This is a genomic window from Streptomyces sp. NPDC003697 (assembly GCF_053587115.1).
In genome coordinates this window covers 1-24,024 of record NZ_JBSFNN010000087.1, presented here as the reverse complement: position 1 = coordinate 24,024, position 24,024 = coordinate 1, and the positions used below count along the sequence as shown (strand labels likewise).

The 24,024-nt window shown below is 74.2% G+C and carries 22 protein-coding genes and 1 pseudogene; 15 read left to right on the top strand and 8 right to left on the bottom strand.

Annotation, left to right across the window (positions count from 1 at the left end):
- The first annotated feature begins 109 nt into the window (after positions 1-109).
- Entirely contained in the window at positions 110-427 is a 318-nt protein-coding gene (locus tag ACWDNY_RS26375) for a hypothetical protein (RefSeq protein WP_451648283.1), read from the top strand.
- 241 nt (positions 428-668) lie between these two features.
- Here ACWDNY_RS26375 and ACWDNY_RS26370 read toward each other — a convergent pair whose 3' ends face one another.
- Complete coding sequence (locus ACWDNY_RS26370; RefSeq protein WP_451648282.1) at positions 669-1,127, bottom strand: alpha/beta fold hydrolase; 459 nt, start codon at positions 1,125-1,127, stop codon at positions 669-671.
- Between ACWDNY_RS26370 and ACWDNY_RS26365 the strand changes: the two genes are divergently transcribed.
- Positions 1,093-2,121 carry an SDR family oxidoreductase gene (locus ACWDNY_RS26365; protein ID WP_451648289.1) on the top strand — a complete coding sequence of 343 codons (1,029 nt, stop codon included), beginning with the start codon at positions 1,093-1,095 and terminating at the stop codon, positions 2,119-2,121. The genes ACWDNY_RS26370 and ACWDNY_RS26365 overlap by 35 nt on opposite strands.
- A gap of 266 nt (positions 2,122-2,387) precedes the next feature.
- Here the strand turns inward: ACWDNY_RS26365 and ACWDNY_RS26360 are convergent, their stop codons facing one another.
- Both ACWDNY_RS26360 and ACWDNY_RS26355 read right to left on the bottom strand, forming a co-directional pair.
- Positions 2,388-2,654 carry a hypothetical protein gene (locus tag ACWDNY_RS26360; RefSeq protein ID WP_451648281.1) on the bottom strand — a complete coding sequence of 89 codons (267 nt, stop codon included), beginning with the start codon at positions 2,652-2,654 and terminating at the stop codon, positions 2,388-2,390.
- Between the two features lie 156 nt (positions 2,655-2,810).
- Positions 2,811-3,485: a DUF6624 domain-containing protein gene (locus tag ACWDNY_RS26355; RefSeq protein ID WP_451648280.1), complete on the bottom strand. Its 675-nt coding sequence runs from the start codon at positions 3,483-3,485 to the stop codon at positions 2,811-2,813.
- Between the two features lie 188 nt (positions 3,486-3,673).
- On the opposite strand from ACWDNY_RS26355, the gene ACWDNY_RS26350 reads away from it, so the two are divergent.
- The 3 genes from ACWDNY_RS26350 to ACWDNY_RS26340 all read left to right on the top strand — a co-directional run bounded on the left by ACWDNY_RS26350 (position 3,674) and on the right by ACWDNY_RS26340 (position 5,792).
- A complete protein-coding gene (locus ACWDNY_RS26350; protein ID WP_451648279.1) occupies positions 3,674-4,540 on the top strand; it encodes a helix-turn-helix domain-containing protein in 867 nt (288 codons plus the stop codon).
- 2 nt (positions 4,541-4,542) lie between these two features.
- Complete coding sequence (locus ACWDNY_RS26345) at positions 4,543-4,788, top strand: DUF397 domain-containing protein (protein ID WP_451648278.1); 246 nt, start codon at positions 4,543-4,545, stop codon at positions 4,786-4,788.
- A 200-nt stretch (positions 4,789-4,988) separates the two neighbouring features.
- On the top strand, positions 4,989-5,792 hold the full coding sequence (locus tag ACWDNY_RS26340; RefSeq protein ID WP_451648277.1) for an SAM-dependent methyltransferase: 804 nt from the start codon (positions 4,989-4,991) through the stop codon (positions 5,790-5,792).
- 81 nt (positions 5,793-5,873) lie between these two features.
- Here the strand turns inward: ACWDNY_RS26340 and ACWDNY_RS26335 are convergent, their stop codons facing one another.
- Both ACWDNY_RS26335 and ACWDNY_RS26330 read right to left on the bottom strand, forming a co-directional pair.
- Positions 5,874-7,085, bottom strand: a complete 1,212-nt coding sequence (locus tag ACWDNY_RS26335; protein ID WP_451648276.1) for a cysteine desulfurase-like protein — start codon at positions 7,083-7,085, stop codon at positions 5,874-5,876.
- 375 nt (positions 7,086-7,460) lie between these two features.
- Positions 7,461-8,747, bottom strand: a complete 1,287-nt coding sequence (locus ACWDNY_RS26330; RefSeq protein WP_451648275.1) for an ROK family protein — start codon at positions 8,745-8,747, stop codon at positions 7,461-7,463.
- A gap of 445 nt (positions 8,748-9,192) precedes the next feature.
- On the opposite strand from ACWDNY_RS26330, the gene ACWDNY_RS26325 reads away from it, so the two are divergent.
- From ACWDNY_RS26325 to ACWDNY_RS26310, 4 genes are all read left to right on the top strand, one after another.
- Complete coding sequence (locus tag ACWDNY_RS26325; protein ID WP_451648274.1) at positions 9,193-9,687, top strand: FBP domain-containing protein; 495 nt, start codon at positions 9,193-9,195, stop codon at positions 9,685-9,687.
- A 107-nt stretch (positions 9,688-9,794) separates the two neighbouring features.
- Entirely contained in the window at positions 9,795-11,066 is a 1,272-nt protein-coding gene (locus ACWDNY_RS26320) for an FUSC family protein (protein WP_451648273.1), read from the top strand.
- 94 nt (positions 11,067-11,160) lie between these two features.
- Positions 11,161-12,231 (top strand): hypothetical protein, encoded by a 1,071-nt coding sequence (locus tag ACWDNY_RS26315; RefSeq protein ID WP_451648272.1) that lies wholly within the window; start codon positions 11,161-11,163, stop codon positions 12,229-12,231.
- Between the two features lie 181 nt (positions 12,232-12,412).
- Positions 12,413-13,648: a lactonase family protein gene (locus ACWDNY_RS26310; protein WP_451648271.1), complete on the top strand. Its 1,236-nt coding sequence runs from the start codon at positions 12,413-12,415 to the stop codon at positions 13,646-13,648.
- A gap of 224 nt (positions 13,649-13,872) precedes the next feature.
- Here ACWDNY_RS26310 and ACWDNY_RS26305 read toward each other — a convergent pair whose 3' ends face one another.
- The gene (locus ACWDNY_RS26305) at positions 13,873-14,481 is read right to left on the bottom strand and encodes a TetR/AcrR family transcriptional regulator (protein WP_451648270.1); all 609 of its coding nucleotides are present in this window, start codon (positions 14,479-14,481) and stop codon (positions 13,873-13,875) included.
- 223 nt (positions 14,482-14,704) lie between these two features.
- Here ACWDNY_RS26305 and ACWDNY_RS26300 point away from each other — a divergent pair, with 223 nt between their 5' ends.
- A complete protein-coding gene (locus ACWDNY_RS26300; protein ID WP_451648269.1) occupies positions 14,705-16,225 on the top strand; it encodes a cytochrome P450 in 1,521 nt (506 codons plus the stop codon).
- Here ACWDNY_RS26300 and ACWDNY_RS26295 read toward each other — a convergent pair.
- Positions 16,187-16,635, bottom strand: a pseudogene (locus ACWDNY_RS26295) (pentapeptide repeat-containing protein); the annotation flags it as partial. The gene ACWDNY_RS26300 and the pseudogene ACWDNY_RS26295 sit on opposite strands and share 39 nt — an antisense overlap.
- 52 nt (positions 16,636-16,687) lie before the next feature.
- Positions 16,688-18,025 carry an alpha/beta fold hydrolase gene (locus ACWDNY_RS26290; RefSeq protein ID WP_451648268.1) on the bottom strand — a complete coding sequence of 446 codons (1,338 nt, stop codon included), beginning with the start codon at positions 18,023-18,025 and terminating at the stop codon, positions 16,688-16,690.
- Positions 18,026-18,297: 272 nt separating this feature from the next.
- Here ACWDNY_RS26290 and ACWDNY_RS26285 point away from each other — a divergent pair, with 272 nt between their 5' ends.
- From ACWDNY_RS26285 to ACWDNY_RS26265, 5 genes are all read left to right on the top strand, one after another.
- Positions 18,298-19,053: a (Fe-S)-binding protein gene (locus tag ACWDNY_RS26285; protein ID WP_451648267.1), complete on the top strand. Its 756-nt coding sequence runs from the start codon at positions 18,298-18,300 to the stop codon at positions 19,051-19,053.
- Positions 19,050-20,612, top strand: a complete 1,563-nt coding sequence (locus tag ACWDNY_RS26280; RefSeq protein ID WP_451648266.1) for a LutB/LldF family L-lactate oxidation iron-sulfur protein — start codon at positions 19,050-19,052, stop codon at positions 20,610-20,612. Before ACWDNY_RS26285 ends, ACWDNY_RS26280 begins: the two co-directional genes overlap by 4 nt.
- Positions 20,609-21,253 carry a LutC/YkgG family protein gene (locus tag ACWDNY_RS26275; RefSeq protein ID WP_451648265.1) on the top strand — a complete coding sequence of 215 codons (645 nt, stop codon included), beginning with the start codon at positions 20,609-20,611 and terminating at the stop codon, positions 21,251-21,253. Before ACWDNY_RS26280 ends, ACWDNY_RS26275 begins: the two co-directional genes overlap by 4 nt.
- A gap of 181 nt (positions 21,254-21,434) precedes the next feature.
- The gene (locus ACWDNY_RS26270; RefSeq protein WP_451648288.1) at positions 21,435-22,295 is read left to right on the top strand and encodes an AAA family ATPase; all 861 of its coding nucleotides are present in this window, start codon (positions 21,435-21,437) and stop codon (positions 22,293-22,295) included.
- Positions 22,292-23,662: a VWA domain-containing protein gene (locus ACWDNY_RS26265; protein ID WP_451648264.1), complete on the top strand. Its 1,371-nt coding sequence runs from the start codon at positions 22,292-22,294 to the stop codon at positions 23,660-23,662. Before ACWDNY_RS26270 ends, ACWDNY_RS26265 begins: the two co-directional genes overlap by 4 nt.
- Positions 23,663-24,024: the final 362 nt, after the last annotated feature.

Below are 24,024 nucleotides of genomic sequence, written 5' to 3'. Positions count from 1 at the left end.
GGCCACTCGGGTGCTTCCACGCCGAGGGCGGTTCGGCGACCTGGCTGTGGGGCAGGCGCATGGGCAGGTTCCCGGCAGGAGCCGGCCTGTGTCAGAGGAGGAGCGACACGTGAGCACGTACGTCATCACCATCCCGGGTACGTTCCTGCGCGGACTGAGCGCAGAACAGCGAGACGGCCTCACGCACAGGCTGCGGCGGGCCGATCCGCACCACACGTCCCTGGGGCGGCAGGAGGACCTCGACCTGCTCACCGTCAACGACGACAACACGTTCAGCATCCGCCTGGAGGTGACGGCCGACGACCGCGGCGCGGCGGAGCGCACGGCCAAGCAGGCCGCCGCGGACGCGCTGCGCGAAGTGGGTCTGGCCGAGAACGACGCTCCGCTCGGACCGACGACGGTCACCGGCATCGCACACCGGGACTGACGTCCGCCCGGCCCGGCCGGGGCACCCGGGCCACCGGCGGGACCGGAGGGCACCCGCCCCGGCCAGGCACACTCGGGCGTGTCGCCCCCACCGTCCGGTGGCCGGCGCGGTCCGCACGTCGGTTGCCGGAGCCGGAGGCGGTTCGGGACCAGGTGCCGGAAACGAACGCGGTCCGCACGTCGGTTGCCGGAGTCGAGGCGGTTCGGAGCCAGGTGCCGGGGACAAAGGCTCTCCCGCGGGATCAGTTGCCGGAGGCGAACGCGCGCAGGTCGTCCGTGAGCCCGTCCGCGTGGGTGGCGAACAGGCCGTGGCCCACGTCCGCACAGACCTTCATCATGCCGTCGGGCACCGGGCGGGCCGTGCGAAGGCCGGTCGCCTCCAGCGGGGCCGACGTGTCGTGCGTGCCGTGCACGACCGGCACCGGCAGGTCCAGCCTGGGCAACTCCGCGGGCGTGACGACGAATTCTGTACGGCGCCCGCCGCACGGGGCGTTGCGCTCGGGCAGCGGCCGACGAGGGAGGTGGACGTACGCCGGCACACCTCGTTGCCGCGCCGCTCCAGCGCGAAGGCACGCGGCAGGACGCCGCCCGGCGCTCGTGTGCATCGGCTCGTCCGGGGCCGGGTACCCGGGGCGTCCGCCGTCCCAGTCGTGAGAGGAGCCGATGGTGAGCAGCGCTTCGGGCAGCAGGATCGTGGTCACGGGCGCCACCGGCAACGTCGGCACGAGTGTCGTCCGCCTTCTCTCCGAGGACCCGGAGATCGGATCGGTGCGGGGTCTGGCCCGCCGGATCCCCGAGTGGTCCCCGCCGAAGACGGAGTGGTCCGCGGTCGACATCGCGTCGGAGCAGGCTCCTCTGGCCGAGGAGTTCGAGGGCGCCGACGCCGTCATCCACCTGGCGTGGGCTTTCCAGCCGACGCACGAGCCGGCGACGACCTGGCGCACCAACGTGCTCGGCAGCATCCGGGTGTACGAGGCGGCGGCCGCCGCGCAGGTGCCGGTGCTCGTGCACGCCTCGTCCGTCGGCGCCTACTCCCCCGGCCCGAAGGACCGCGCGGTGGACGAGTCGTGGCCGACGCACGGGTGGCCGGACGCCGCGTACTGCCGGGAGAAGGCCTACCTGGAACGGACCCTCGACGCCTTCGAGCGCGACCACACGGACATGCGGGTGGTGCGGATGCGTCCGGCGTTCCTGTTCAAACGGGAGTCGGCGAGCGAGCAGCGCCGCATCTTCGGCGGCCGGTACCTGCCGGGTGCGCTGGCCCGGCCCGAACTGCTGAGGTACCTGCCGGACATCCCCGGCCTGCGGGTGCAGGCGCTGCACACGGACGACGCCGCTAGGGCGTACCGGCAGGCGCTGCGCCGTGAGGTCCGCGGTGCCTTCAACCTGGCCGCCGACCCGCCGGTGGACGCCAAGGTGCTGGGCGACCTGCTCGGCGCCAAGCCGGTGCGCATCCCCCGCACGGCGGTCCGCTCGGCGATCGCCGCGGCCTGGGGACTGCACCTGCTCCCCGCCTCCCCGCACCTCTTCGACGCCGTCCTGCGCATGCCGCTGATGGACTCCACCCGCGCCCGCACGGAGTTGGACTGGCAACCGGAGCGGACGGCGACCGAGACCTTGCAGGAGTTCCTGCAGGGCATGCAGTCCGGCGCCGGCGCGGACACGGCCCCCCTGCACGCCGGCCGAGTCGGCTGACGCCACCGCGGCGCGCCCGCCGAGCGGGGCGGGCGGCCTGCGACCCGGTACGACTCGTGCCTGCCGCCCGGTCCCCCAGGGTCGGGACGAGCGGCAGACCGGGCCGTGAGACCCGCCACGGTCAGTAGCTCGCGGCCGGAGGAGGCGAGCAGAGCGAGCCCGCCGCTGAACGCGGGCCGTCCCGGGCGGATCACAGTGGGCGGCGTACGCCGAGCTGAAGTTGCCGGGTCGCCGGGGTCGGTCGTCAGGGGGCCGGCGTCGTTCGTTCAGTCGGAGGGTTCGTCCGGGGTGGGGTGGTCGGTCTGGGCCGTGTCCGTCTCGGCCTCGCCCCGCCGTCCGGTGCCCGCGACGTCCGTGTCGGGGACGTCGGTGGCGGGTTCGGCTTCCTGGCCGTCTCGCCGCTCGTCGTCGCTCGCCTCACGGTCGGGGGCGGCCGCCCAGCGGTCCTCGCCGGCGCCGGCCTGCTGGTCCGGCATGTCCCGGGGAACGGGGGTGCCGCTCTCACCGGGGGTTTCGTGGCTGTGATCGGCCACGACGTCCTCCCTTCGCCTTCGTCGAACCGGACGCGAGTACCTTCGGGGTCACGTGCGAAACCTCCTCGCCGGGCCACGCGTCGGGATGTCGCGCGGACCCTGCCGGCAGGAGCCTGGGGCCCGGCGGCGCAGGCGGTGCCGGACCGGCCCCGGTTGTCAGCCGTGCCGGCGTCGCAGCGCCCGCATCTGTTCCTCCAGCGGGGCGAGGCCCACGTCCCGGCGGCGCTCGTCGACCGTGGCGGGACGGCGGACCGGGTAGGGGCGGAGCGTCACCGGGTTGACCCTCGTGCCGTAGAACTGCGGCTCGCCCAGCTCCACGGCGCAGTGGTCGGCGATGTAGGCGAGGTGGACGGCCGGGCAGTGGCCGTCGGCGGTCGCCTGGGCGATCAGGTCGCGGCAGAGGAGGCGGAAGCGCAGGTCCGGGGCGTGCAGCAGGATCATCAGGGCCGCCGTCGACGCTTCCAGGCCGACCAGTTCGGCGGCCGGCCAGCCGTATCGCCGGACGATCGCCTCGAGGGCCTCACCGTTGGCGCGTCGGCACTCGGCGACGCGACGGCGCCGGTCCGGGCTCGGATCCGCACCGGCCAGCCGCATCAGCTCCCGGGACTCGTCGGCCCGGCGCACCAGTTCGGCCGCCGGGCCCGCCCCGGCTGCCGTCACCGGCCCCGACCCGGCTCCCGGCGCCGGGTCGGTGAGGGCGGCGGCCGTCGCCCCACCGCCGACGGGGCCCTCGTCGGGGCCGCTTGGCAGTCCGTCGGTCACCGTGGCCATCCAGGTCTCGCCTCGTGGTCGTGTGCGGCCGGGCCGCACCTGGCGGGACGTCAGTTCCATGCCGTCGGGTCCGGTCGGCCGACGAGGCGCGCGTCTTCGGGCGGCAGCTTCCCGGATCACTATGGTCTGCGGCACTCGGACGCCGCAAGCTGCATCCTGATATTTTCAGAACGAACGTCCCCAGCCTGTCTCTGTCGTCGGCGGCGTGGCACACTGCACGCCGTGACGGCCGTTCCGGGAGGTGGCACGTGAGCGAGAACCGCTCCGGCGGCAGTGCGCCCACCGTGCTGCGGATGGTCCTCGGCAAGCGTCTTCGTCACCTGCGGGAGCGAGCGGGGGTTTCCTTCGACGAGGCCGCACGGGCCATCGAGGTCACCCCGCTGACCGTCCGCCGGATGGAGAAGGCCGAAGTGGGGCTGCGCATCCCGTACGTGAGGGAACTGCTGCGCACCTACGGGGTCCCGGCGGCGGAGATCGACGACTTCCTCGCCCTGGCGAGGGAGGCCAACAAGCCGGGGTGGTGGTACAAGTACCGCGACGTGCTGCCGGAGTGGTTCAGCGCGTACGTCAGCCTGGAGAGCGAGGCGAGCGTCATCCGCCTCTATGAACCCCATTACGTCCCCGGTCTGTTGCAGACGCACGAGTACGCCACCGCCCTGATGTGCACCGGCTTCCCCAACGAGTCGGCGGGGGAGATCGAGCGTCGTGTGGCGCTGCGCCTCCGGCGCCAGGACCTGCTCGCCAAGCCGGACGCCCCGGCCGTCTGGGCCATCCTGGAGGAGGCGGTGCTGCGCCGCCCGGTGGGTGGCGTGAAGGTGATGCGAGCCCAAATCGACCGGCTCGCCGAGGTCCTGGAGATGCCGAAGGTGCGGATCCAGATCATGCGCTTCTCCACGGGGGCCCACCCGGGCGCCTTCGGGCCCTTCCACCACTTCCGCTTCGGATTCTCCGAGCTGCCCGACGTCGTCTACACCGAGAACCTGGCCGGTTCGGTCTACTACGACCGTCCGGACGACGTCGTGACCTGTCTCGAAGTGCTCGACCGGATGTCCGTGCAGGCGGAGCCGGTCGCTCGGACCAGGGACATCCTGGCTGAACTGCGTAAGGAGTTGTGACCATGGGATCGAAGGACCGGCTCTGCAGCGGTGCGCCCGCCGGCGCGCTGGGCACGGAGGGCTGGGAGAAGCCCTGGAGCGGCACCAACGGCGGCTCCTGCGTCGAGGCCAAGCGCCTGCCCGACGGCAGGGTCGCCCTCCGGCAGTCCACGGACTCCGAGGGGCCCGCCCTCATCTACACCCGCGAGGAGATGATCGCGTTCCTCGAGGGCGCCAAGGCCGGCCTGGCGGACTTCCTGGTCGCCTGACCGCCGGCCGCGCCACCCGCCGTCCCGCCGCCGTCCGCGGAATCCGGGGCGCACGCGGCGGGACGGCGGGCGCGAGGCGGTGGCCCGCAGGTCCACGACGCAGCCCAGGGGGCCCGCCAGATCGTCAAGTCGCCCTCCACACACGCCGGTTGTCGCTAGGTTGGAGAAAGAACCGCCTGACGCACGGCAGGAGACCTTCCATGGCAGACGGCCGCCCGGACCAGGACGCGTTGTCGAAGATGGACACGACGGTGCCGCATTCGGCCCGCATCTGGAACTACTGGATGGGCGGGAAGGACAACTACGAGGTCGACCGGATCGCGGGCGACGCCTACCGCAAGGTCGCGCCCACCATCGAGACGATGGCCCGCGCCTCCCGCCAGTACCTGATCCGTGCCGTGACGCTGGTCGCCGGCGAGCTCGGCATCCGGCAGTTCCTCGACATCGGCACCGGACTGCCCACCTACGACAACACTCACCAGGTGGCCCAGCGCATCGCCCCCTCGTCTCGCATCGTCTACGTCGACAACGACCCCCTGGTGCTGCGCCACGCGCAGGCCCTGCTCACCGGCACCCCGGACGGCGTGACCGAGTACATCGACGCGGACCTGCACCGGCCGGAGGAGATCGTCGAACGGGCACGACGCGTCCTGGACTTCGGCCGGCCGGTCGCCCTGATGCTGATGGGCATCCTCGGCCACGTCCAGGACGACGAGGAGGCCGTGTCGATCGTCCGCCGCCTCCAGGCAGCCCTGCCGCCGGGCAGCTACTTCGTGCACTACGACAGCACGGACACCGACGAGGCGCTCCGGAAGGCGCAGCAGGGGTACGACGACACCGGCGCCGTCCCGTACGTGCTGCGCAGTCCGGACCGGCTCGCCGCCTACTACGAGGGCCTCGAACTGCTGGAGCCGGGTATCGTGTCCTGCCCGCTGTGGCGCCCCGAGCCCGGCACCGTGCCCAGACCCACGGACATCTACGGCGGCGTGGCCCGCAAGCCCTGACCGTTCCGGTGTCCCGTGCCGGGCGGCCGCCGCTGCCGGCCGGGGCGCCGTTCACCGACCGTCCGAGTGTCTCTGTCGGGGTTACGGCGTCGTGCGCAGGAAGTCCTCCAGCCCCTGCAGCAGCCGGTCCACGTCCTCCTCGCAGCTGTACGGGGCGAGGCCCACACGCAGACCGCCGGTGTCCCCGAGCCCCAGGTGCCGGGAGGCCTCGAGGGCGTAGAAGGAACCGGACGGTGCGGCGACGGCGCGCCCGGCCAGATGGCGGTGGGCGTCGGCGGTGTCGCGGCCCTCGATCGTCAGCAGCAGGGTGGGCGTGCGCCGGGGCGCCCGCCCGTGCACGGTGATCTCCGGCAGCGCGGTCAGTCCGGCCTCGATCCGGCGGCACAGGGCGTCCTCGTGCTCCTCCAGCGTGGTCATCGAGGCCAGCAGGCGTTCGCGCCGCGTGCCGCGTGCCTGGGGGTCCATGCCGGCGAGGAAGTCGACGGCGGCGCGGGTGCCGGCCAGCAGTTCGTAGGGCAGCGTTCCCAGTTCGAAGCGCTCGGGAACCGCGTCGGTCGAGGGCAGCAGCTTGTCCGGGTGCAGGGTCCGCAGCAGGTCCGGGGCGGCGGCCAGGACGCCGAGGTGCGGACCGAGGAACTTGTACGGGGAGCAGACGTAGAGGTCCGCCCCGAGCCGGGCGAGGTCGACGGGGGTGTGCGCCGTCGAGTGCACACCGTCGACGTGGACGAGAGCGCCCCTGTCGTGGGCAAGGCGGGCGATCGCCGGGACGTCCGGCCGGGTGCCGATCAGGTTGGAGCCGGCGGTGACCGCGACCACCCGGGTGCGGTCGGACAGCTGGGCGCCGACGTGCGCGGGGGTCAGGTCGCCGGTGGCCGGGTCGAAGTCGGCCCAGCGCACGACGGCTCCGGCATCACGGGCCGCCTGCACCCAGGGCCGGATGTTGGCGTCGTGGTCCAGCCGCGTCACGACGACCTCGTCACCGGGTGACCAGGTCCGGGCCAGGGTCCGCGCGAAGTCGTAGGTCAGCTGGGTGGCGCTGCGCCCGAAGACGATGCCGCCCGGCTCCGCGCCGAGCAGGTCGGCCATGGCCTGCCGGGCGCCGTCGACCAGGTTCTCGGCGTTGCGCTCACCCAGGGTGACCGCTCCGCGGTTGGCCATCGGGGAGGCGAGGGCCTGGGCGACGGCCTCGATCACGGGCTGCGGCGTCTGGCTGCCGCCCGGGCCGTCGAAGTGGGCCCATCCCGCCTTGAGGGCGGGGAACTGCGCACGGACGCCGGCGATGTCGTGGCTCACGGGAAGGCTCCTTCGGACGGCGCGGTAGCTGTTGGCGCCCATGATCCCCGCCGGCCCGCACGGCAGGACGCAGGGGGCCCGTTCACCCCGGCCGGGGACGCGCCCAGGCCCGGCGGCCCACCGGTCGTGCGCCGGCCGGTCGCCTCGGCCGCGCCGCCTCGAACGGCCTGCCGCCCACGCTCACGGGAGGTGCCGGGCGCCTCCCCGGACGGCATGGGCGGTCCCTCCGCCCGGAAGACAACAGCAGCTCCCACCCGCACACGCCGCCCACGCCCCCGAGAGGGACGGGCCGGGCACCCCTCCGCCCAGCAGGACGTTTCGGCGTCCGGCACGGCGCCGTCCACGCCCGGCGCGGAGCCGGCCGGTCCGCGCCGCTCAGGACGTGCGTTCCTCCAGGGCGGTCCGCCAGGCCGGGAGCGGGGCCTGCGGCGCGGGCTCCGCGCGGCGGCCGCCGCGGGCGAAGAAGCCGGCGAGCGGCAGGATCGCGGCACCGACGGTGACCGCGTCCGGGCCGAGCCGGCCGAGGTCGATGGTGACCTTCCCGGCAGGGTGGCGCAGGGCGTACGCGGTCGCGTGGCGGCGCACGGCGGGCAGGAAGCGGGCGCCGAGCTGGAGACCGGCCCAACCGCCGATGAGGATCCGCTCGGGCTGGAAGAGGTTGATCAGGTCGGACAGCCCGGCCCCCAGGTACTCCGCGGTCTCCTCCAGCACGGCGAGCGCGACGGGGTCGGCGGGGGTGTCCCCCGCCGGGTAGGCGGCCGACAGCATCGCGGTCAGCGCGGTCTCCTCGTCGGTGTCCCACGGCGGGTGCCCGCCCTCCTCCCGCCAGCGGGCCAGCAGCGACTCGGCGCCGGCGTAGGCCTCCAGGCAGCCGAGCGCACCGCACCGGCAGCGGCGGCCCCGCACCCGTACCGTCAGGTGTCCCCACTCGACCGCCCGGCCGTGGTCGACGTCGGGGGTGACGAGGCAGGCGCCGACGCCGGAGCCGAAGAGCACCACGACCGCGTTGCGGGCACCGCGCCCGGCGCCGAACCACATCTCGGCCTGGCCGAGGGTCCTGGCCCCGTTGTCGATGAGGTAGGGGACGCCGTCCGGGAGCAGCGACCCGGTCCGCAGCAGGGCCTCCAGCGGCACCGCGTCCCACCCGATGGTCTGCCCGTGCACGACCGCGCCCCGGTCCGGGGTGCGCTCGACTATTCCGGGGACGCCTATGCCGACGCCGAGCAGCCGCTCGGGCGGCAGGTCCGCGGTGGCCAGCACCTCGGCGATGCCGTCCCGGATGTGCCCGGTGACGACGCCGACGTCGTAGCGCTGCGGCTCCAGCGGGCGCTCGGTGCGGGCCAGTTCGGTGAGGGTGAGGTCGAACAGCTCGATCCGCACCCGGGTCTCGCCGACGTCGACGCCGATCATGTGGCCGCTGGCGGGGGCGACGCGCAGGAGGGTGCGCGGGCGGCCGCCGTCGGAGTCGACGCTGCCGGCCTCCTCGACCAGGCCGTCGGCGATCAGGTCGGCGACGACGTTGCTGACCGAGCCGGAGCTGAGGCCGGTCGCCGGGCCCAGTTCGAAGCGGCTGAGCGGGCCGTCGAAGTACAGCCGCTGCAGCACGGCCGTGCGGTTGCCCCGTCTCAGATCGCGTACGGTACGCCCGCTCCGCCCCGCCATGTCGGCCCCCTTCGCACCCGGTCCACAGCCCGGCCCGAGCTGCAACATACCGTCGGAAGCCATCGCGGCGCGACTTCGGCGGCCACTTAGTGCAGGAGATAAATTAAGACCTGATGCGGATCTCCGCCCGGCGCGGAGGCCCAGGACGGCCGCAGTCACCCCCGCCGGGGAGACCCGGACGGCCGCAGTCGCCCCGGCCGGGGAGACCCGGGACGGCCGGGCGGTCCGGTTCACGGTCACCGCGGAGGGCAGGGCACGCGCGCGTGGCCCGCGCATACACCACGTCGTCAGGCCGTGCACCCTGGCCCGCCCCCGGGCACCCGGCGGCCGGCGCCGGAAAATCGCTGGATCTTCCGCCCGATACCTGCTTACCCTCGGCACGTACCTAACCCCTCTAGGTTTCGACTCCCTCGGGTGTCGATCACCGGCCATGGCAGGAGCACCCATGAGATCACTCACCGAGCAGGACATCCGCGGCTCGTTCGTCAACTGCTCGAAGGGCGAGGCGAAACGCCTCACGCTCCCCCGCGACCTCACCGAACGACCGTGGAGCGACCTCGACTTCCTGGGCTGGCGGGACCCCGGCGCTCCCGACCGCAGCTATCTGGTCACCGAGCGGGACGGACGGCTGGTCGGCGTGGCCCTGCGGTTCCCCGCCTCGCAGCGGGGCTTCCTGCACCGCAGCATGTGCTCGCTGTGCCTGACGACGCACCGCGGCGGTGGCGTGTCCCTGATGACGGCACGCAAGGCGGGTGCGGCGGGCCGCGAAGGCAACTCGGTCGGCGTGTACATGTGCAGCGACCTGGCCTGCTCCCTGTACGTGCGCGGCAAGAAGGTCCCCGACTCCGCAACGCGCTTCGAGGAGAGCCTCACCCTGGAGGAGCAGATCGCCCGGACGACGGGGAACCTCTTCGCCTTCCTGGACAAGCTGGTCTCCTGAGAGGACCCGTGCTTCACACCCGCCCTCGCGCGGGACGGACACGAGCGGGCGGGCACGTTCCTCGAAGTGCACGTTCGAGCGCACACGAAAGGGGAACAGCGCAAGGGATGCAAGTTGTACGTGAGTGGACATCGTCGCTCGTGCGTCTGGTCAGGCGCCACCGGGACCCCATGGTCGTGCAGGCACTGCGGTCGACGACCGCGGCGACCATCGCCTACGTCATCGCGAAGTGGCTCAGCCCCGAGCCGGCGCCGCTGACCGCTCCGCTGACCGCGCTGCTCGTCGTCCAGGTGACCCTCTACTCCACCGTGACCACCGCCGTCCGCCGGGTCAACTCCGTGGTGGCGGGCGTGCTCGTCGCGATCGCCTTCTCCATGCTGGTGGGCCTGACCTGGTGGAGTCTCGCCCTGGTGATCGTGGCCTCGCTCGCCGTCGGGCACCTGGTCCGGGCCGACGAGTTCGTGGTCGAGGTGGCGATCAGCGCCATGCTGGTGCTCGGTGTCACCGCCGTCGGCAGCACGGCCTGGATCCGGGTCCTGGAGACCCTCATCGGCGCGTCGGTCGGCATGGCCTGCAATCTGCTGCTCGCTCCGCCCGTGTGGACCGAACAGGCGGGCGAGTCGATCGAGGGCCTGGCGCGGCGGATGCGGCAGCTGATGCTGCGCCTGGGCGAGGAGGCGGCCGAGGAGGTGGCCGTGGAGCGCGCGGCGGCCCGGCTGCACGAGGCACGCCGGCTCGACCACGAGATCGTTCAGGTCGACGCGGCGCTGCGGCAGGCCGAGGACAGCCTCCGGTTCAACCCGCGCGTGCGGGAGGGCCTGCTGCACCGGGTGGTGCTGCGCACCGGCCTGGACACCCTGGAGATCTGCACGGTCGTCCTGCGGGTGCTCGCCCGCACCTTCACCGACCTGGCGAAGCGGCGCGGCCCGGAACCCCTGTTCCCCCGCCAGGCGGGCGCCGTGGTGCAGCAGCTGATGTGTGAGGTCGCGGACGCCGTGGTCAGCTTCGCGGTGCTGGTCACCACCGACGTCAGCGTCAGCGCCGAGTCGGCGGAGTCCCGGCTCAGCAGCGAGCTGCGGCAGGCCGGGGCCACGCGCGACAAGCTGGCCCAGCTGCTGCTGGAGGAGGTGGAGCGGGACGCGGCGCACTGGCAGCTGCTCGGCGCGGCGCTGACCGAGATCGACCGCATCCTCGACGAGATGGACACCGAACACCGCTCACGCCGGCTGATGGAGGAGCTGGACCGCCACACCCGGGCGCAGCGCGAGCGCAGGTCGCGTCTGACCCGGTTCCGGGTCCGGCTGGGGGTACCAATCCGGCTGGGGGTGCCGGTCCGGCTGCGGCGGAACCGCGAGGGCACCGGGCGGCGTTCTGTGTGACGAGGGCACCGGCGCGGCCCGGTGTCACGGTCTCCGTACCGGTGAGGGCCGTCCGTCCAGGGGCACAGGGGTCATGACGGAGGGGAGCGTGCGCATGACGGACACGACCGTGCGGATCGACGGGAACACCTTGCGACTGCCGGGCGGTGTGGCGGTGCGGTTCGTGCGCACCCTGCGGCTGCCGGAGCAGGGCACCCATCCGCTGCCGCCGGGGCTCGGCGAGTTCCCCGTGCGGCGGGTGGCGGACTACCCGGACACGGTGCCCGAGCAGTGGCGGGCTCGCGGCGGGGTGATGCTGCCGGCGTACCTGCGCGAGGCGATGTGGCTGAGCTTCACGGGGACGGCGGAGCCGGCCGCGCTGCAGGTCGGCGTGGGCAAGGTCTGCGCGGTCTCGGGCCGGCCCTGGAGCGACCGGCTCTCCCGCGATCCGCAGAACTACCTGGTGCTGCCGCGCCAGCCGTGGCTGGACGGCATCAACTCGGGCAGGGGGACGGTCCGCCAGTTCGTGGCCGTGCCGCTGGGGCTCGGGGCCACGGTGGAGGGCCAGGTCACCGGCGAGGAGGTCTGGGGCGGCGTCCAGCTCAGGTCCTTCCCGCTCAGGGACGAGCAGCTGGCCAGGTGGCGGGAGGAGGAGCGGCGGCGCCGGGCGGAGCGGGAGCGGGCATCCGTGCAGCCGTTCGGAAGCGCGGGCCCGCCGGCGCCGGGCGGGGCCCCGGGGTTCGGGGGCGGGCCCGGCCCGGCGGTGCCGGCCGCCGCTCCGCGCGCTGCCCGGCCCCGGGCGGCCGTGGCCATGGGGCTGGGTGCGGGCGGCTCGATGCGGCAGGAGGTCTACCGGGACGACCGGCCGCTGACCGACTGGGCCGAGCAGCCCGGTGGTCGTGTGTTCGTGCACCTGGTCACCCCGCCGGAGTGGCGCCGCATCACCGGCGAGGCTCCTCCGCCGTCCCCCGTGGACCGGGCGGCGTACACCCGGGCGGGGCTGCCCTGGTTCGACTACTACGACGAGGACGCCCAGGACCTCGCCCCGGCCGACGCACTGGAGGCGGTGAAGCCGGTCGGGGACTGGATCGGCGACGACCACGAGCCGTGGCAGCAGCCGGCGCCCCACCAGGTGAAGCCGCTCAAGGACGCGTCCGGGAAGCCGGTGCAGGACGGGGACTGGTAGCCGCGGCCGGGGCCAGGCCCTGCCGCCGGACTCCCTGCCCCTGCCCTTCGGGGGACGAGGCGTGTCCGACGACAGGGCCTGGGCGGCGAGAGCGACGCCCGGTGCCGCACTTGCCCGGCGGGGCGCGTGCACGTCAAGGTGGCTCTCGGGACCGAGGCAGTCGACCACCTGGGGTGCGGGCATGGGCAGGGACGCGGAAGCGCCGCGCGGCGGCTGGAGCAGACGCCGGTTCGTCGGTGCCCTGACGGGAGCCGCCGCCGTGGCGGCCGTTCCGGCACCGGCGGCTCCCGGGTCCGGGGCCGGGCCGGCGAGCGAGCCGCCCGGAGCCGACGTTCCGGCCGCCCCCGAGCCGGCCGCGGGCGCCGGGCGCCCGGCGGGCGAGCCGTCCGGTCCCCGCCCGCTGTACCTCGGCACCTACACCTCCGCCGACGGCGGCGGCGCCGGTCTCGGGGTGGCCGTGTACGACCCGGTGACGGGCGCCGTGACCGGCCGGGGCACCATCGCCGGTGTCGACGACCCCTCGTACCTCGCGGCGCACCCGGACGGCCGCACGCTGTACGCCGTCGACGAGCGCGAGGACGGAGGGGTGACCGCGGTGCGCCGGGCGGACGGCGCGGTGCTCGGCACCCGGAGCACCGGTGGATCCGGTCCCTGTCACCTGTCCGTGCATCCCGACGGGCGGTGGCTGCTCAGCGCGAACTACGGGTCCGGCAGCGTGGCCGTGCACCCGATCGGCTCCTCGGGCGCCCTCGGTGAGCGCACCGACCTGGTGACCCACTCCAGCCCGCCGCCCGGCCCCGGGCAGCAGGGCCCGCACGCCCACCAGGTCGTCACGGCCCCGGACGGCGGACACGTCCTCGCGGTCGACCTCGGCACCGACACCGTGTACAGCTACCGCCTGGACACCCGTGCCGGGCGGCTCACCGAGGTGGCCCGGGCCCACACCAGGCCCGGCGCCGGCCCCCGGCACCTCACCTTCCACCCCGGCGGCCGGTACGCCTACCTCGCCAACGAGGTGGACGACACCGTCGCCGTCTGCTCCTACGAGCCGGCCACCGGGCGGCTGGCCGTCGGCGCGCCCCAGTCCACGGGGTCGGCCGGAGGGACGAACCACCCGGCGCAGATCCTGGTGACGGCCGACGGCGCCTACGCCTACCTCGCCAACCGCGGGCACAACAGTCTCGCCCGCTACGCCGTCGAGGCCGGCGGGGCCCGGCTCAGGCTCCTGGACACGGTGCCGGTGGCCGGTGACTTCCCGCGGCAGATCGCGTTCTCGCCGGACGGCGGACTGCTGTTCGCGGCGAACCAGAGGTCGGGCACGGTCAGCGTCTTCCACGTGGACCGGGCGAGCGGCGCGCTGCGCCTGGCGGGTGAGCCGTTCGCCTCGCCCGTCGCGGTCTGTGCGCTGCCGCTGTAGGGCGCGGGGACGGCGGCGCACGGCGGCGCTCGCCCGGGCGAGCGGGACGTGCGCGCGGTCAGCCGTGCGACGCGGTCGGCGGGGGCGCCCCAGGAGCGGAGCGTCCGCCGACCGGACCCCCGGACGGCGCGAGCCTCCGAAACGCCCCGCGGGTACCGCCGGGGCAGCGCAGGGCTCCACGAGGGCGGCACTGCACGTGGGCGGACCTCCGCGAGGGCGCGGGCTCAGGCCGCCAGGACGCCCAGCAGGGCCCGCGCGCACAGATCGCGTACCTGCTCACGGGTCAGGTCCGGGCCGCGCAGCCACTCCAGGCACACGGCGGTGGTGAACGCCAGCCAGCCCCGGACGGCCAGGTTCAGGTCGGCGCGCCGGCCGGCCGCGGCACCGAACTCCGGGTCGGCGGCGAGGGCGGCGAGGATCTGGCGCTCCTGGGCGGCCAGGGCCCGGCGATAGACCTGGCGCACGGCCTGGTCACCGGCCGCGTCGGCACGGTGGAAGGCCCGGTAGCCGTGCGCGTGGGTCTCGACGTACTCCAGGTACGCGTCGAGACCTGCCGTGAGCTGCTCGCGTACCGCCACCCCGGGCACCGCCGCCGTCATGCGCAGCATCCGCGCGCTCTCGCGTTCGACGACCGCCGCGAAGAAGTCCCGCTTGGTCGGGAAGTAGTGGTAGAGCAGCCCGCGGGAGACCCCGGCGATCTCGGCGACCTGCTCGATCCACACGTCGTCGTACGGGTGCTCGGAGAACAGCCGCGCCCCGACCGTCAGCAGCTGCTCCCTGCGCTCGGTGGTGCTGAGCCGGCGGCGCGTGCGCTCCCCCTGGTTCGCGGCCATGCCCGCACTGTACTTGACGTGCATTCAACAACGGGTCGAGACTGGACCGCGCTACTGAATCCACGTACAACAGGCCGCACGCCACTAGTGCCGCGGCAGGCAACGTCTGCCCGTCGAGGAGCGGCGTCCGGTGCGTGCTCTCGGCGTGCCGGGCGCCGCGACGGGGCGAACGTTGCCTGCCGCGGCACTGGCAACGGCGCGCTGGATCAAGGGAGACCCCGTCATGGCGGAGACCACGACCGCGACCGGGCTGCCCAAGGGCTTCCGCGGAGCCGAGCAGGGCTGGCCCGAGCTGGACCGCATTCCGCACCCGCCGCGCCGGCTCCCCCTGCTCGGCGACGTCCTCGGCGTGAACCCGCGGACCCCGGTCCAGGACTCCCTGCGCCAGGCGCGGCAGTTGGGGCCGATCTTCCGGCGCCGGGCGTTCGGCAAGGAGTTCGTCTTCGTGTGGGGCGGGCGGCTGGTGGCCGACCTGGCGGACGAGACGCGGTTCGCCAAGCACGTCGGCCTGGGCGTCGCCAACCTCCGGCCGGTCGCGGGGGACGGCCTGTTCACCGCGTACAACCACGAGCCCAACTGGCAGCTGGCACACGACGTCCTCGCCCCCGGCTTCAGCCGGGAGGCCATGGCCGGCTACCACACGATGATGCTGGACGTCGCCGGACGGCTCACCGGCCACTGGGACCGGGCGCTCGCCGCGGGGCGCACGGTGGACGTCCCCGGCGACATGACCAAGCTGACCCTGGAGACGATCGCGCGCACCGGGTTCGGGCACGACTTCGGCTCCTTCGAACGCTCCCGTCCGCATCCGTTCGTCACCGCGATGGTCGGTACGCTCAGCCACGCCCAGCGGCTGAACACCGTCCCCCTCGTCCTCGCCCCGCTCCTGCTGCGCGGCGCGAGCCGCCGCAACGCCGCCGACATCGCCCGTCTCAACCGCACGGTCGACGACCTGGTGCGCGCCCGCCGCACGGCGAGCGGCGACGGGGACCTGCTGGACCGGATGCTGGCGACGGCCCATCCCGTGACCGGCGAGCGGCTGTCCCCGGAGAACGTGCGCCGCCAGGTGATCACCTTCCTGGTCGCCGGCCACGAGACCACCTCGGGCGCCCTGTCCTTCGCCCTGCACTACCTCGCCCGCCACCCGGAGGTCGCCGCCCGGGCCCGTGCCGAGGTGGACTGGGTCTGGGGCCGGGAGGCGGCGCCCGGCTACGAGCAGGTCGCCAAGCTGCGCTACGTCCGCCGGGTGCTCGACGAGTCACTGCGGCTGTGGCCCACCGCGCCCGCCTTCGCCCGCGAGGCCCGGCAGGACACGGTGCTGGCCGGTGAGCACCCGATGCGCCGGGGCGCGTGGGCGCTGGTGCTCACGCCGATGCTGCACCGGGACCCCGAGGTGTGGGGCGCGGACGCCGAGCGCTTCGATCCGGACCGCTTCGACGCGCGAGCCGTGCGGGCCCGTCCCCCGCACGTGTTCAAGCCGTTCGGCACGGGCGCCCGGGCGTGCATCGGCCGCCAGTTCGCGTTGCACGAGGCGACGCTGGTCCTCGGACTGCTGCTGCGCCGCTACGAGCTGTTCCACGAACCGGACTACCGGCTGACGGTGGCCGAGCGGCTGACGCTCATGCCCGAGGGCCTTCGGCTGCGCCTGGAGCGGCGGACGGCGGGCGTTGCTCCGGCGCCCGTGCCGGTCCCGGACGAGGCCGGCTCAGGCCCGCGCCGTCCAGTGCGCGGGACGGGCGACTGACCGCGGCAGGCGGGTGCCGGCGCTGCCCCGGGCGGCGTCGACCTGCGACTGCGTCACGAAGAACGCGCCGCTCAGGTCCGCGTCCGTCAGGTCGGTGTCGCGCAGGTCGGCGCCGATCAGGTCCGCGCCGGTGAGGTCGGCAGCGATGAGGCAGGCGCCGCGCAGGTTCGCGCCCCGCAGGTCGGCGCCCTTGAGCCGGGCGCCGACGAGGTCCGCGCCGCGCCGGTCCTTCTTCCTGCCGCGCACCCCGGCGCGGGCCAGTTCGCTGGTGCGCAGCAGCAGCACGTCGACCCTCTGCCGGTGCGCGCCGACGTCGAGCGCGGCGATTCGCCGGGCGTGCCGGGGCTGAGCCGCTCGGTCTCCTCCAGGGCCCGGCGCAGCCCGGACCGGACGAGGCCGGCCGCGGGCAGTACGCTACCGACCCGGGCGCGCCCTGGCCCCCGGTGACCACCGGCGGCGGCGTCAGACCTCGTCGCGCGTGAGGGCGAGCAGCCGGTCCAGCACGCGGGGGCCGCCGGCCCGGACGCCGTCGTGCTCGAACTCGTCGGTCACCCAGGTACGCAGGCCGCGTACGGCCCGGGCGGTCTCCAGCGAGTGCTGCGCGTCGACGTACATGTCGTCGTGGTAGACGACCGCGGCGACGGGGACCTCGTTGGCGGCGAGACGGGCCGGGTCGTACAGGGGCCGCCAGTCGGTGCGGGTGGCGAGCAGGCCGGCGGTCTCGCGCAGCGGGCGCAGCGCCGGGTCGCTGTCGAACATCCAGGGGTGCACGGACTCGCCGGTGAACAGCAGCGGCCCGTCGCCGGCGAGCGCCTTGGCGGCGTCGAACTGCGGGAACTCGGCGCGCACCCGCTCGGCCGACCAGGCCGTGGGGCGGGCGTCCTGGGCGTAGCTCGCCTCGTGCAGGACGGCGTACAGCGGGTGGCTCGCGTACGACAGCAGCCCCTGCACCTCCTCCTGGAACGCGTCGGACAGCGCCGGCCCCTGCTCGGTGGGGACGAAGGCGTGCTCCAGCAGGAAGTGGAGGCGGTGGCTCCCCTCGCTGCCGCCGAGCAGGATGCCCAGCGACTGGAAGGCCTCGACGGTGAACCGGTAGCCGTTCGGCAGGACCACGTCATGGGTCAGGAGGTGGTCGGCGATGCGGCGGGCGCGTTCGGCGTCCTGCGGGTAGCGGGCGTAGTGCGCGGTGACCTTGCGCTCGATGCGCGGGTAGGCGGCCCGGTAGACGTCGTCGGCGTGGGCGTGCAGGGACGGCAGGCCGCCGGTGATGACGGCGGCGGCCAGCCCCTCCGGGTGCGTGGAGAGGTAGGTGGCCGTGCAGAAGCCGCCGAAGCTCTGGCCGAGGACGGTCCAGGGCGCGCCGCCCGTCACCCGGGGGCGGATGGCCTCGCAGTCGCGGACGATCGCGTCCGCGCGGAAGTGCGTGAGGTAGTCGGCCTGCTCGGCGGGGCCGCCGCGCAGTGGGAGGGTCTGGCGGCCGGCGGGCGTGGAGTGGCCGGTGCCCCGCTGGTCGAGGAGCAGGACGCGGTGGTCCTGAAGGGCGCGGGCCAGCCAGGCCTGTCTGCCGACGAAACGGTGCGCGCCGAAGCCGGGGCCGCCTTGGAGGTAGAGCAGCCACGGGAGGTCCTGCCCGGCCTTGTCGCTCGCCACCACCTCCCGGCCGTAGAGCTCGATCGACTCCCCGGCCGGGTCGTCGTGGTCGAGGGGCACGGTGAAGTGGTGGTCGGTGAGGACGACACCGGGCTGGCGGTAGGTGACGTGCGACGCAGAGAACGCAGAGAACGCAGAGAACGCAGACAACGCAGACTCCCGGGACGGACGAAAGGTATTGCGGCCAGGTGCCAGTTCAGCACACGTCCGTCCGCCGCCGGGCGCCGAGATCACAACATCCTGCTGAACGGTGGGTCAGCGGACGCACCGGCCGGGACGATCGGCGGGGCCGGGCAGGCGGGCACCGGCGCCCGGGCAGGCGGGGCGCGACGCGGCTCACCGCCGGAGGAAGCCACGGTTCCACCGGCGCCGCCCGCCTGACTACCCTGCATCCATCCGATGACCGATCAAGGGGAGCCGCGATGCGTGTCGCTCTGTTCCTGACCTGTGTCAACGACACGCTCTATCCGGACACCGGCCGCGCTGTGGTGAAGCTGCTGACCAGGCTGGGGGTCGACGTCGACTTCCCGATGGACCAGACGTGCTGCGGGCAGGCCCACTACAACACCGGGTACCGGCACGACGCCGAGCCGCTCGCGCGCCGTTTCGCCGACGTCTTCAAGGACTACGAGGCCATCGTGACGCCGTCCGGGTCGTGCGGCGCGATGGTGCGGGAGCTGTACCCGCGCATGGGCGAGCGGGCCCGCGCCGAGGGTCGCGGCGGCTCGCTCGCCGCGACCCTGGCGCCCGTGGTCCCGAAGACCTACGAGCTGACGGAGTTCCTGGTGGACGTGCTGGGGGTGACGGACGTCGGCGCCTTCTACCCGCACCGGGTGACGTACCACCCGACCTGCCACGGACTGCGTGTCCTGCGACTCGGCGACCGCCCCCGCCGGCTGCTGCGGGCCGTGCGGGGACTGGAGCTGGCCGAGCTGCCCGGAGCGGACGAGTGCTGCGGATTCGGCGGCACCTTCGCCGTGAAGAACGCCGACGTCTCCGCCGCGATGGGCTTCGACAAGGTGCGCAACGCCGAGGCGACGGGCGCCGAGGTGCTGTGCGCGGCCGACAACTCCTGTCTGCTGCACATCGGCGGCACCATGACCCGTCTGCGGACGGGCATGCGGCCGGTGCACATCGCCGAGATCCTGGCGAGCACGGAGGAGGACCCGGCGGCATGAGCGGAACGTATCTGGGGATGCCCGCGTTTCCCCCGGCCTTCCCCGAGGCCGCCCGCGAGGCCGTGCGCGACACCACACTGCGCGGCAACCTGCGCCACGCCACCCACACGATCCGCGCCAAGCGGGCCAGGGCGGTGGCCGAGGTGTCCGACTGGGCGGCGCTGCGTGAGGCGGGCCGGCAGATCAAGGACCACACCCTGCGCCATCTCGACCGCTATCTGGAGCAGTTGGAGGAGGCGGTCACGGCGGCGGGCGGCACGGTGCACTGGGCGGCCGACGCGGAGGAGGCCAACCGGATCGTGGCCGGCCTGGTCAAGGCGACCGGTGAGTCGGAGGTCGTCAAGGTCAAGTCGATGGCCACCCAGGAGACCGGGCTCAACGAGGCGCTGGAGGCGGAGGGCATCCGGGCCTACGAGACCGACCTCGCCGAGCTGATCGTGCAGCTCGGCGGGGACCGGCCGTCGCACATCCTGGTCCCGGCGATCCACCGCAACCGCGGCGAGATCCGGGACATCTTCCGCTCCGAGATGGCGCGGTGGGGCCGCCCGGCCCCCGAGGGCCTGTCGGACTCCCCCGCCGAACTCGCCGAGGCGGCCCGCCTGCATCTGCGGGAGAAGTTCCTGCGCGCCAGGGTCGGCATCTCCGGCGCCAACTTCATGGTCGCCGAGACCGGCACGCTGGTCGTGGTGGAGTCCGAGGGCAACGGCCGGATGTGCCTGACCCTGCCCGAGACGCTGATCTCGGTCGTCGGCATCGAGAAGGTGGTGCCGACCTGGCGGGACCTGGAGGTGTTCCTGCAGACCCTCCCCCGCTCCTCCACGGCCGAGCGCATGAACCCGTACACGTCCATGTGGACCGGGACGACCGATGCCAGGACGGCCGACGGGCCGCGGGAGTTCCATCTGGTGCTGCTGGACAACGGGCGCACCGACACGCTGGCCGACGAGGTGGGCCGCCAGGCCCTGCGCTGCATCCGCTGCTCGGCGTGCCTCAACGTGTGCCCGGTGTACGAGCGGGCCGGCGGCCACGCCTACGGCTCGGTGTACCCCGGCCCCATCGGCGCCATCCTCAGCCCCCAGCTGCGCGGTACCGGCAGCGACATCGACGCCTCACTGCCCTACGCGTCGTCGTTGTGCGGCGCCTGCTACGAGGTGTGCCCGGTCGCCATCGACATCCCCGAGGTGCTGGTGCACCTGCGCGAGCGGGTCGCCGAGGGCGGCCCGGTGACCCGGCGGGGCAACAAGGTGGTGCTCAGGCCGGCGAAGGGCCACACCGCCGAGCGGGCGGCCATGCGCGGGGCCCGCTGGGCGTTCAGCCACCCCGGCGTCCTGCGCGCCGGCCAGCGGCTGGCCTCCCGCACCCGCCGTCTCCACCCGCGTACCCTGCCGGGCCCCGGCAGGGCGTGGAGCGGCACCCGGGACCTGCCACCGGTGCCCGCGGAGCCGTTCCGCGACTGGTGGCGGCGCACGCACGGCGGGAACTCCGCGAGCGGCGAGTCCAGCGGGAACTCCGCGAACAGCGGGAACGACGCGAACAGCGGTGAGGGGCAGGCGCGGTGAACAGCAGGGACCGGATCCTCGGCCGCGTGCGACGTGCGCTGGCCGACGTGCCCGGCGACGACACGCCGTACGAGCAGGCCGTCTCCCGTGCCTATCTGCGCGAGCACGGTGAGCGCACCGTCGAGGAGACGGTGGACCTGCTGGCGGAGAACCTCGCGGACTACCGGGCCGTCGTGCACCGCACCGACGCCGGCGCGCTGCCCGCGCTGATCGCCCGGCTGCTCGCGGAGCGGGGCGCGGCGTCCGTCCTCGTCCCGGCCGGGCTGGACGAGGACTGGCTGGCGGCGACGGAGGTGACCCGCGTCGCCGACGACGCCCGGAGCACGCCGCACGAGCTGGACCGGGTCGACGGCGTGGTCACCGGGTGTGCGGTGGCCGTCGCGGAGACCGGCACGATCGTCCTCGACGGCTCGCCGGACCAGGGCCGCCGCCGCATCACGCTCGTGCCCGACCACCACATCTGCGTCGTCCGCGTGCCCGGCCAGGTCGTCGCCTCCGTCCCCGAGGCGCTGGACCGGCTGGACCCGGCGCGCCCGCTGACCTGGATCTCCGGCCCGTCCGCGACCAGTGACATCGAGCTGGACCGGGTGGAAGGGGTGCACGGGCCGCGCATGCTGGAAGTGGTGCTGCTGAACGAGTGACACGGGGCCGCAAGCACCAGCGTGAGCGGCGGCACCACGTCAGCGTCAGCTGGGCCGCGGAGAGCGGAGGAGCCGATTCGGCGTGCGGACGCCCTCACCGCGTCCTGCTCGTGACAGAAGACGTGAACAAGCGCTTAGATATCTTCCCGGAACGCCGTTCGCCCGCGCCGCGCTGGAGGCCCTGTTGTTCACGTCCGTCGACGATGTCTCCGCCCGCCTCGCCGAGGCCGGCTATCTGGCCTCGCCCTCCGTCGCCACGACCGTCTTCCTCGCCGACCGCCTCGGCAAGCCGCTGCTGGTCGAGGGCCCCGCCGGGGTCGGCAAGACCGAGCTCGCCAAGGCCGTGGCCGAGGTCGCCGGGGCCCGGCTGGTCCGGCTGCAGTGCTACGAGGGCGTCGACGAGGCCCGGGCGCTGTACGAGTGGAACCACGCCAAGCAGCTGCTGAGGATCAGCGCCGGGCGCGGTGAGACGTGGGACGAGGCGCGGACGGACATCTTCAGTGAGGAGTTCCTGCTGGCGCGCCCACTGCTGACGGCGATCCGCGGCGACGACCCCAAGGTCCTGCTGATCGACGAGACCGACAAGGCCGACGTCGAAGTCGAGGGGCTGCTCCTGGAACTGCTCGGCGACTTCCAGGTCACCGTGCCCGAGCTGGGCACGATCACCGCGACACGCCGCCCCTTCGTCGTGCTGACCTCCAACGCCACCCGTGAGCTGTCGGAGGCCCTGCGCCGCCGCTGCCTGTTCCTGCACATCGGGTTCCCCGACGAGGAGCTGGAGCGCCGGATCGTGCGGCTGAAGGTGCCAGGACTGGACGAGGCGCTGGCCACCTCGGTGGTGCGGGTCGTCGGCGCGCTGCGGGCCATGGACCTGCGCAAGGCGCCGTCGGTCGCCGAGACGGTCGACTGGGCGCGCACGCTGCTCGCGCTCGGTGCCGGCACCCTCGACGAGCAGGTCGTGCGCGACAGCCTCGGCGTCCTCCTCAAGCACCAGGAGGACGTGCTGAAGGCGTCCGCCAAGCTCGACCTGGACGCGGTGTGACCGGCCCCGCGCCGGCCGGGGTGGCGGACCGGCTGACCGGACTCGTCGCAGCGCTGCGCTCGCACGGCGTCCGGATCGGCACCGGCGAGACCGTGGACGCGGCCCGGGCGGTGGAGGCCCTCGGCCTGGCGGACCGCGGAATGCTGCGCGAGGGTCTGGCCGCCACGCTGCTGCACAGCCCCGGCCAGCGCCCCCTCTTCGACCCGGTGTTCGACCTGTACTTCCCGCGCGCGGTCGGCGCGCCCGACGGCCGGCCCGCGGATCGGGAGGACCTGCGGGACCGGCTCGCGGACGCCCTCGCCGCGGGTGACACCGCCCTGCTGGAGCGGCTGGCGGCCGAGGCGGTCGACGGCTTCGGCGGCTACGGGGCGTCGGGTGCCTCGGACGGCTGGTCGGCGTACCAGACGCTGGAGCGGCTGCGCCCGCAGACGCTGCTGGCCCGGGTGCGCGCGAACATCCGCGCGGGAGCGGGCGGCAGCGGGAACGGGTTCGCCGACCGGCTGCTCGACGACGAGATCCGGCACCGGATCGACGTCTTCCGCCGGCAGGTGGCCGCGGAGGCGCGACGCCGGGTGGCCGAGCGACGCGGCCGGGAGGAGATCGCCCGGCGGGCGGTGGCGCCGAGCGCGGACCGGGTCGACTTCCTCCACGCGGGCCGCGACCGGCTCGCCGAGCTGCGCCGGACCGTGCAGCCGCTGGCCCGCAAGCTCGCCACCCGACTGGCCGCCCGCCGCCGCCGTGCCGCCCGTGGCACGGTCGACCTGCGCCGCACCCTGCGCGGCTCGCTGTCGACGGGCGGTGTGCCGGTGCGGCCGGTCCTGCGCCGGCGTCGCCCGGCTCGCCCCGAACTGGTGCTGCTGTGCGACGTGTCCGGCTCGGTGGCGGGCTTCTCCGACTTCACGATGCTCCTGGTGCAGGCGCTGCACGACCAGTTCGCCCGGGTACGGGTGTTCGCCTTCGTCAACCGGATCGACGAGGTCACCGGGCTACTGCGGCACGGCACGGCCGACCCGGAGGGGCTGGGGGCCCGCATCCAGGCGGAGGCCCGCCTCACCGGATGGCACGACAGCAGTGACTACGGCGTCGCGCTCGGCGAGTTCGCGGAACGGTACGGGGACGCGGCCGGCCCGCGCTCGACCGTGTTCGTCCTCGGCGACGCCCGGACCAACATGAGTGACCCGAACCTGCCGGCCCTCCGGGAGATCACCCGGCGGGCCCGCCGGGTGTACTGGCTCAACCCGGAGCCGCGCGCCCAGTGGGGCACGGGCGACTCCGCCGCGCCCGCCTACGCCGGTCTCGTCGAGATGCACGAGTGCCGCAACGCCCGCCAGCTCGGCGCCCTGGTCTCCCGCCTGCTCCCGATCTGACGAGGCCCCGTTATCTTCTTCGCGGTCCTGCAAGAGGGCCGCTGGCCTCCGGGCCCGGTATGACTGTTGCCCCCTGTCGAAGGGATGACCTGGGGGGTGGTGTCACCGGGCCCGAGGGGTGCCGTCGGAGACGCTGATCAGAGGTCCGACCACCGCCCGGCCGGGCGCAATGCCCGGCCGCTTGTGGGCGGCAGGTCTGCATAACGTGGCTGCGCGAGAACGGCTCCCGACCTCGGGGCCGGCACGCGTCGACACATGTGGGGGCACGGTGATCAGCATCGACGGGGTGGGCGTCTTCCTGGGCCTGGACGTCGGCAAGCAAACGCATCACGGCCACGGGCTGACCCCGGCCGGGAAGACGG

Coding starts and splice junctions, on each gene's coding strand:
- ACWDNY_RS26355 (WP_451648280.1), bottom strand. CDS start 3,485: ATGGAACTGACGTCCCGCCAGGTGCGGCCCGGCCGCACACGACCACGA.
- ACWDNY_RS26345 (WP_451648278.1), top strand. CDS start 4,543: ATGGGATCGAAGGACCGGCTCTGCAGCGGTGCGCCCGCCGGCGCGCTG.
- ACWDNY_RS26340 (WP_451648277.1), top strand. CDS start 4,989: ATGGCAGACGGCCGCCCGGACCAGGACGCGTTGTCGAAGATGGACACG.
- ACWDNY_RS26330 (WP_451648275.1), bottom strand. CDS start 8,747: ATGGCGGGGCGGAGCGGGCGTACCGTACGCGATCTGAGACGGGGCAAC.
- ACWDNY_RS26325 (WP_451648274.1), top strand. CDS start 9,193: ATGAGATCACTCACCGAGCAGGACATCCGCGGCTCGTTCGTCAACTGC.
- ACWDNY_RS26320 (WP_451648273.1), top strand. CDS start 9,795: ATGCAAGTTGTACGTGAGTGGACATCGTCGCTCGTGCGTCTGGTCAGG.
- ACWDNY_RS26315 (WP_451648272.1), top strand. CDS start 11,161: ATGACGGACACGACCGTGCGGATCGACGGGAACACCTTGCGACTGCCG.
- ACWDNY_RS26310 (WP_451648271.1), top strand. CDS start 12,413: ATGGGCAGGGACGCGGAAGCGCCGCGCGGCGGCTGGAGCAGACGCCGG.
- ACWDNY_RS26305 (WP_451648270.1), bottom strand. CDS start 14,481: ATGGCCGCGAACCAGGGGGAGCGCACGCGCCGCCGGCTCAGCACCACC.
- ACWDNY_RS26300 (WP_451648269.1), top strand. CDS start 14,705: ATGGCGGAGACCACGACCGCGACCGGGCTGCCCAAGGGCTTCCGCGGA.
- ACWDNY_RS26285 (WP_451648267.1), top strand. CDS start 18,298: ATGCGTGTCGCTCTGTTCCTGACCTGTGTCAACGACACGCTCTATCCG.
- ACWDNY_RS26280 (WP_451648266.1), top strand. CDS start 19,050: ATGAGCGGAACGTATCTGGGGATGCCCGCGTTTCCCCCGGCCTTCCCC.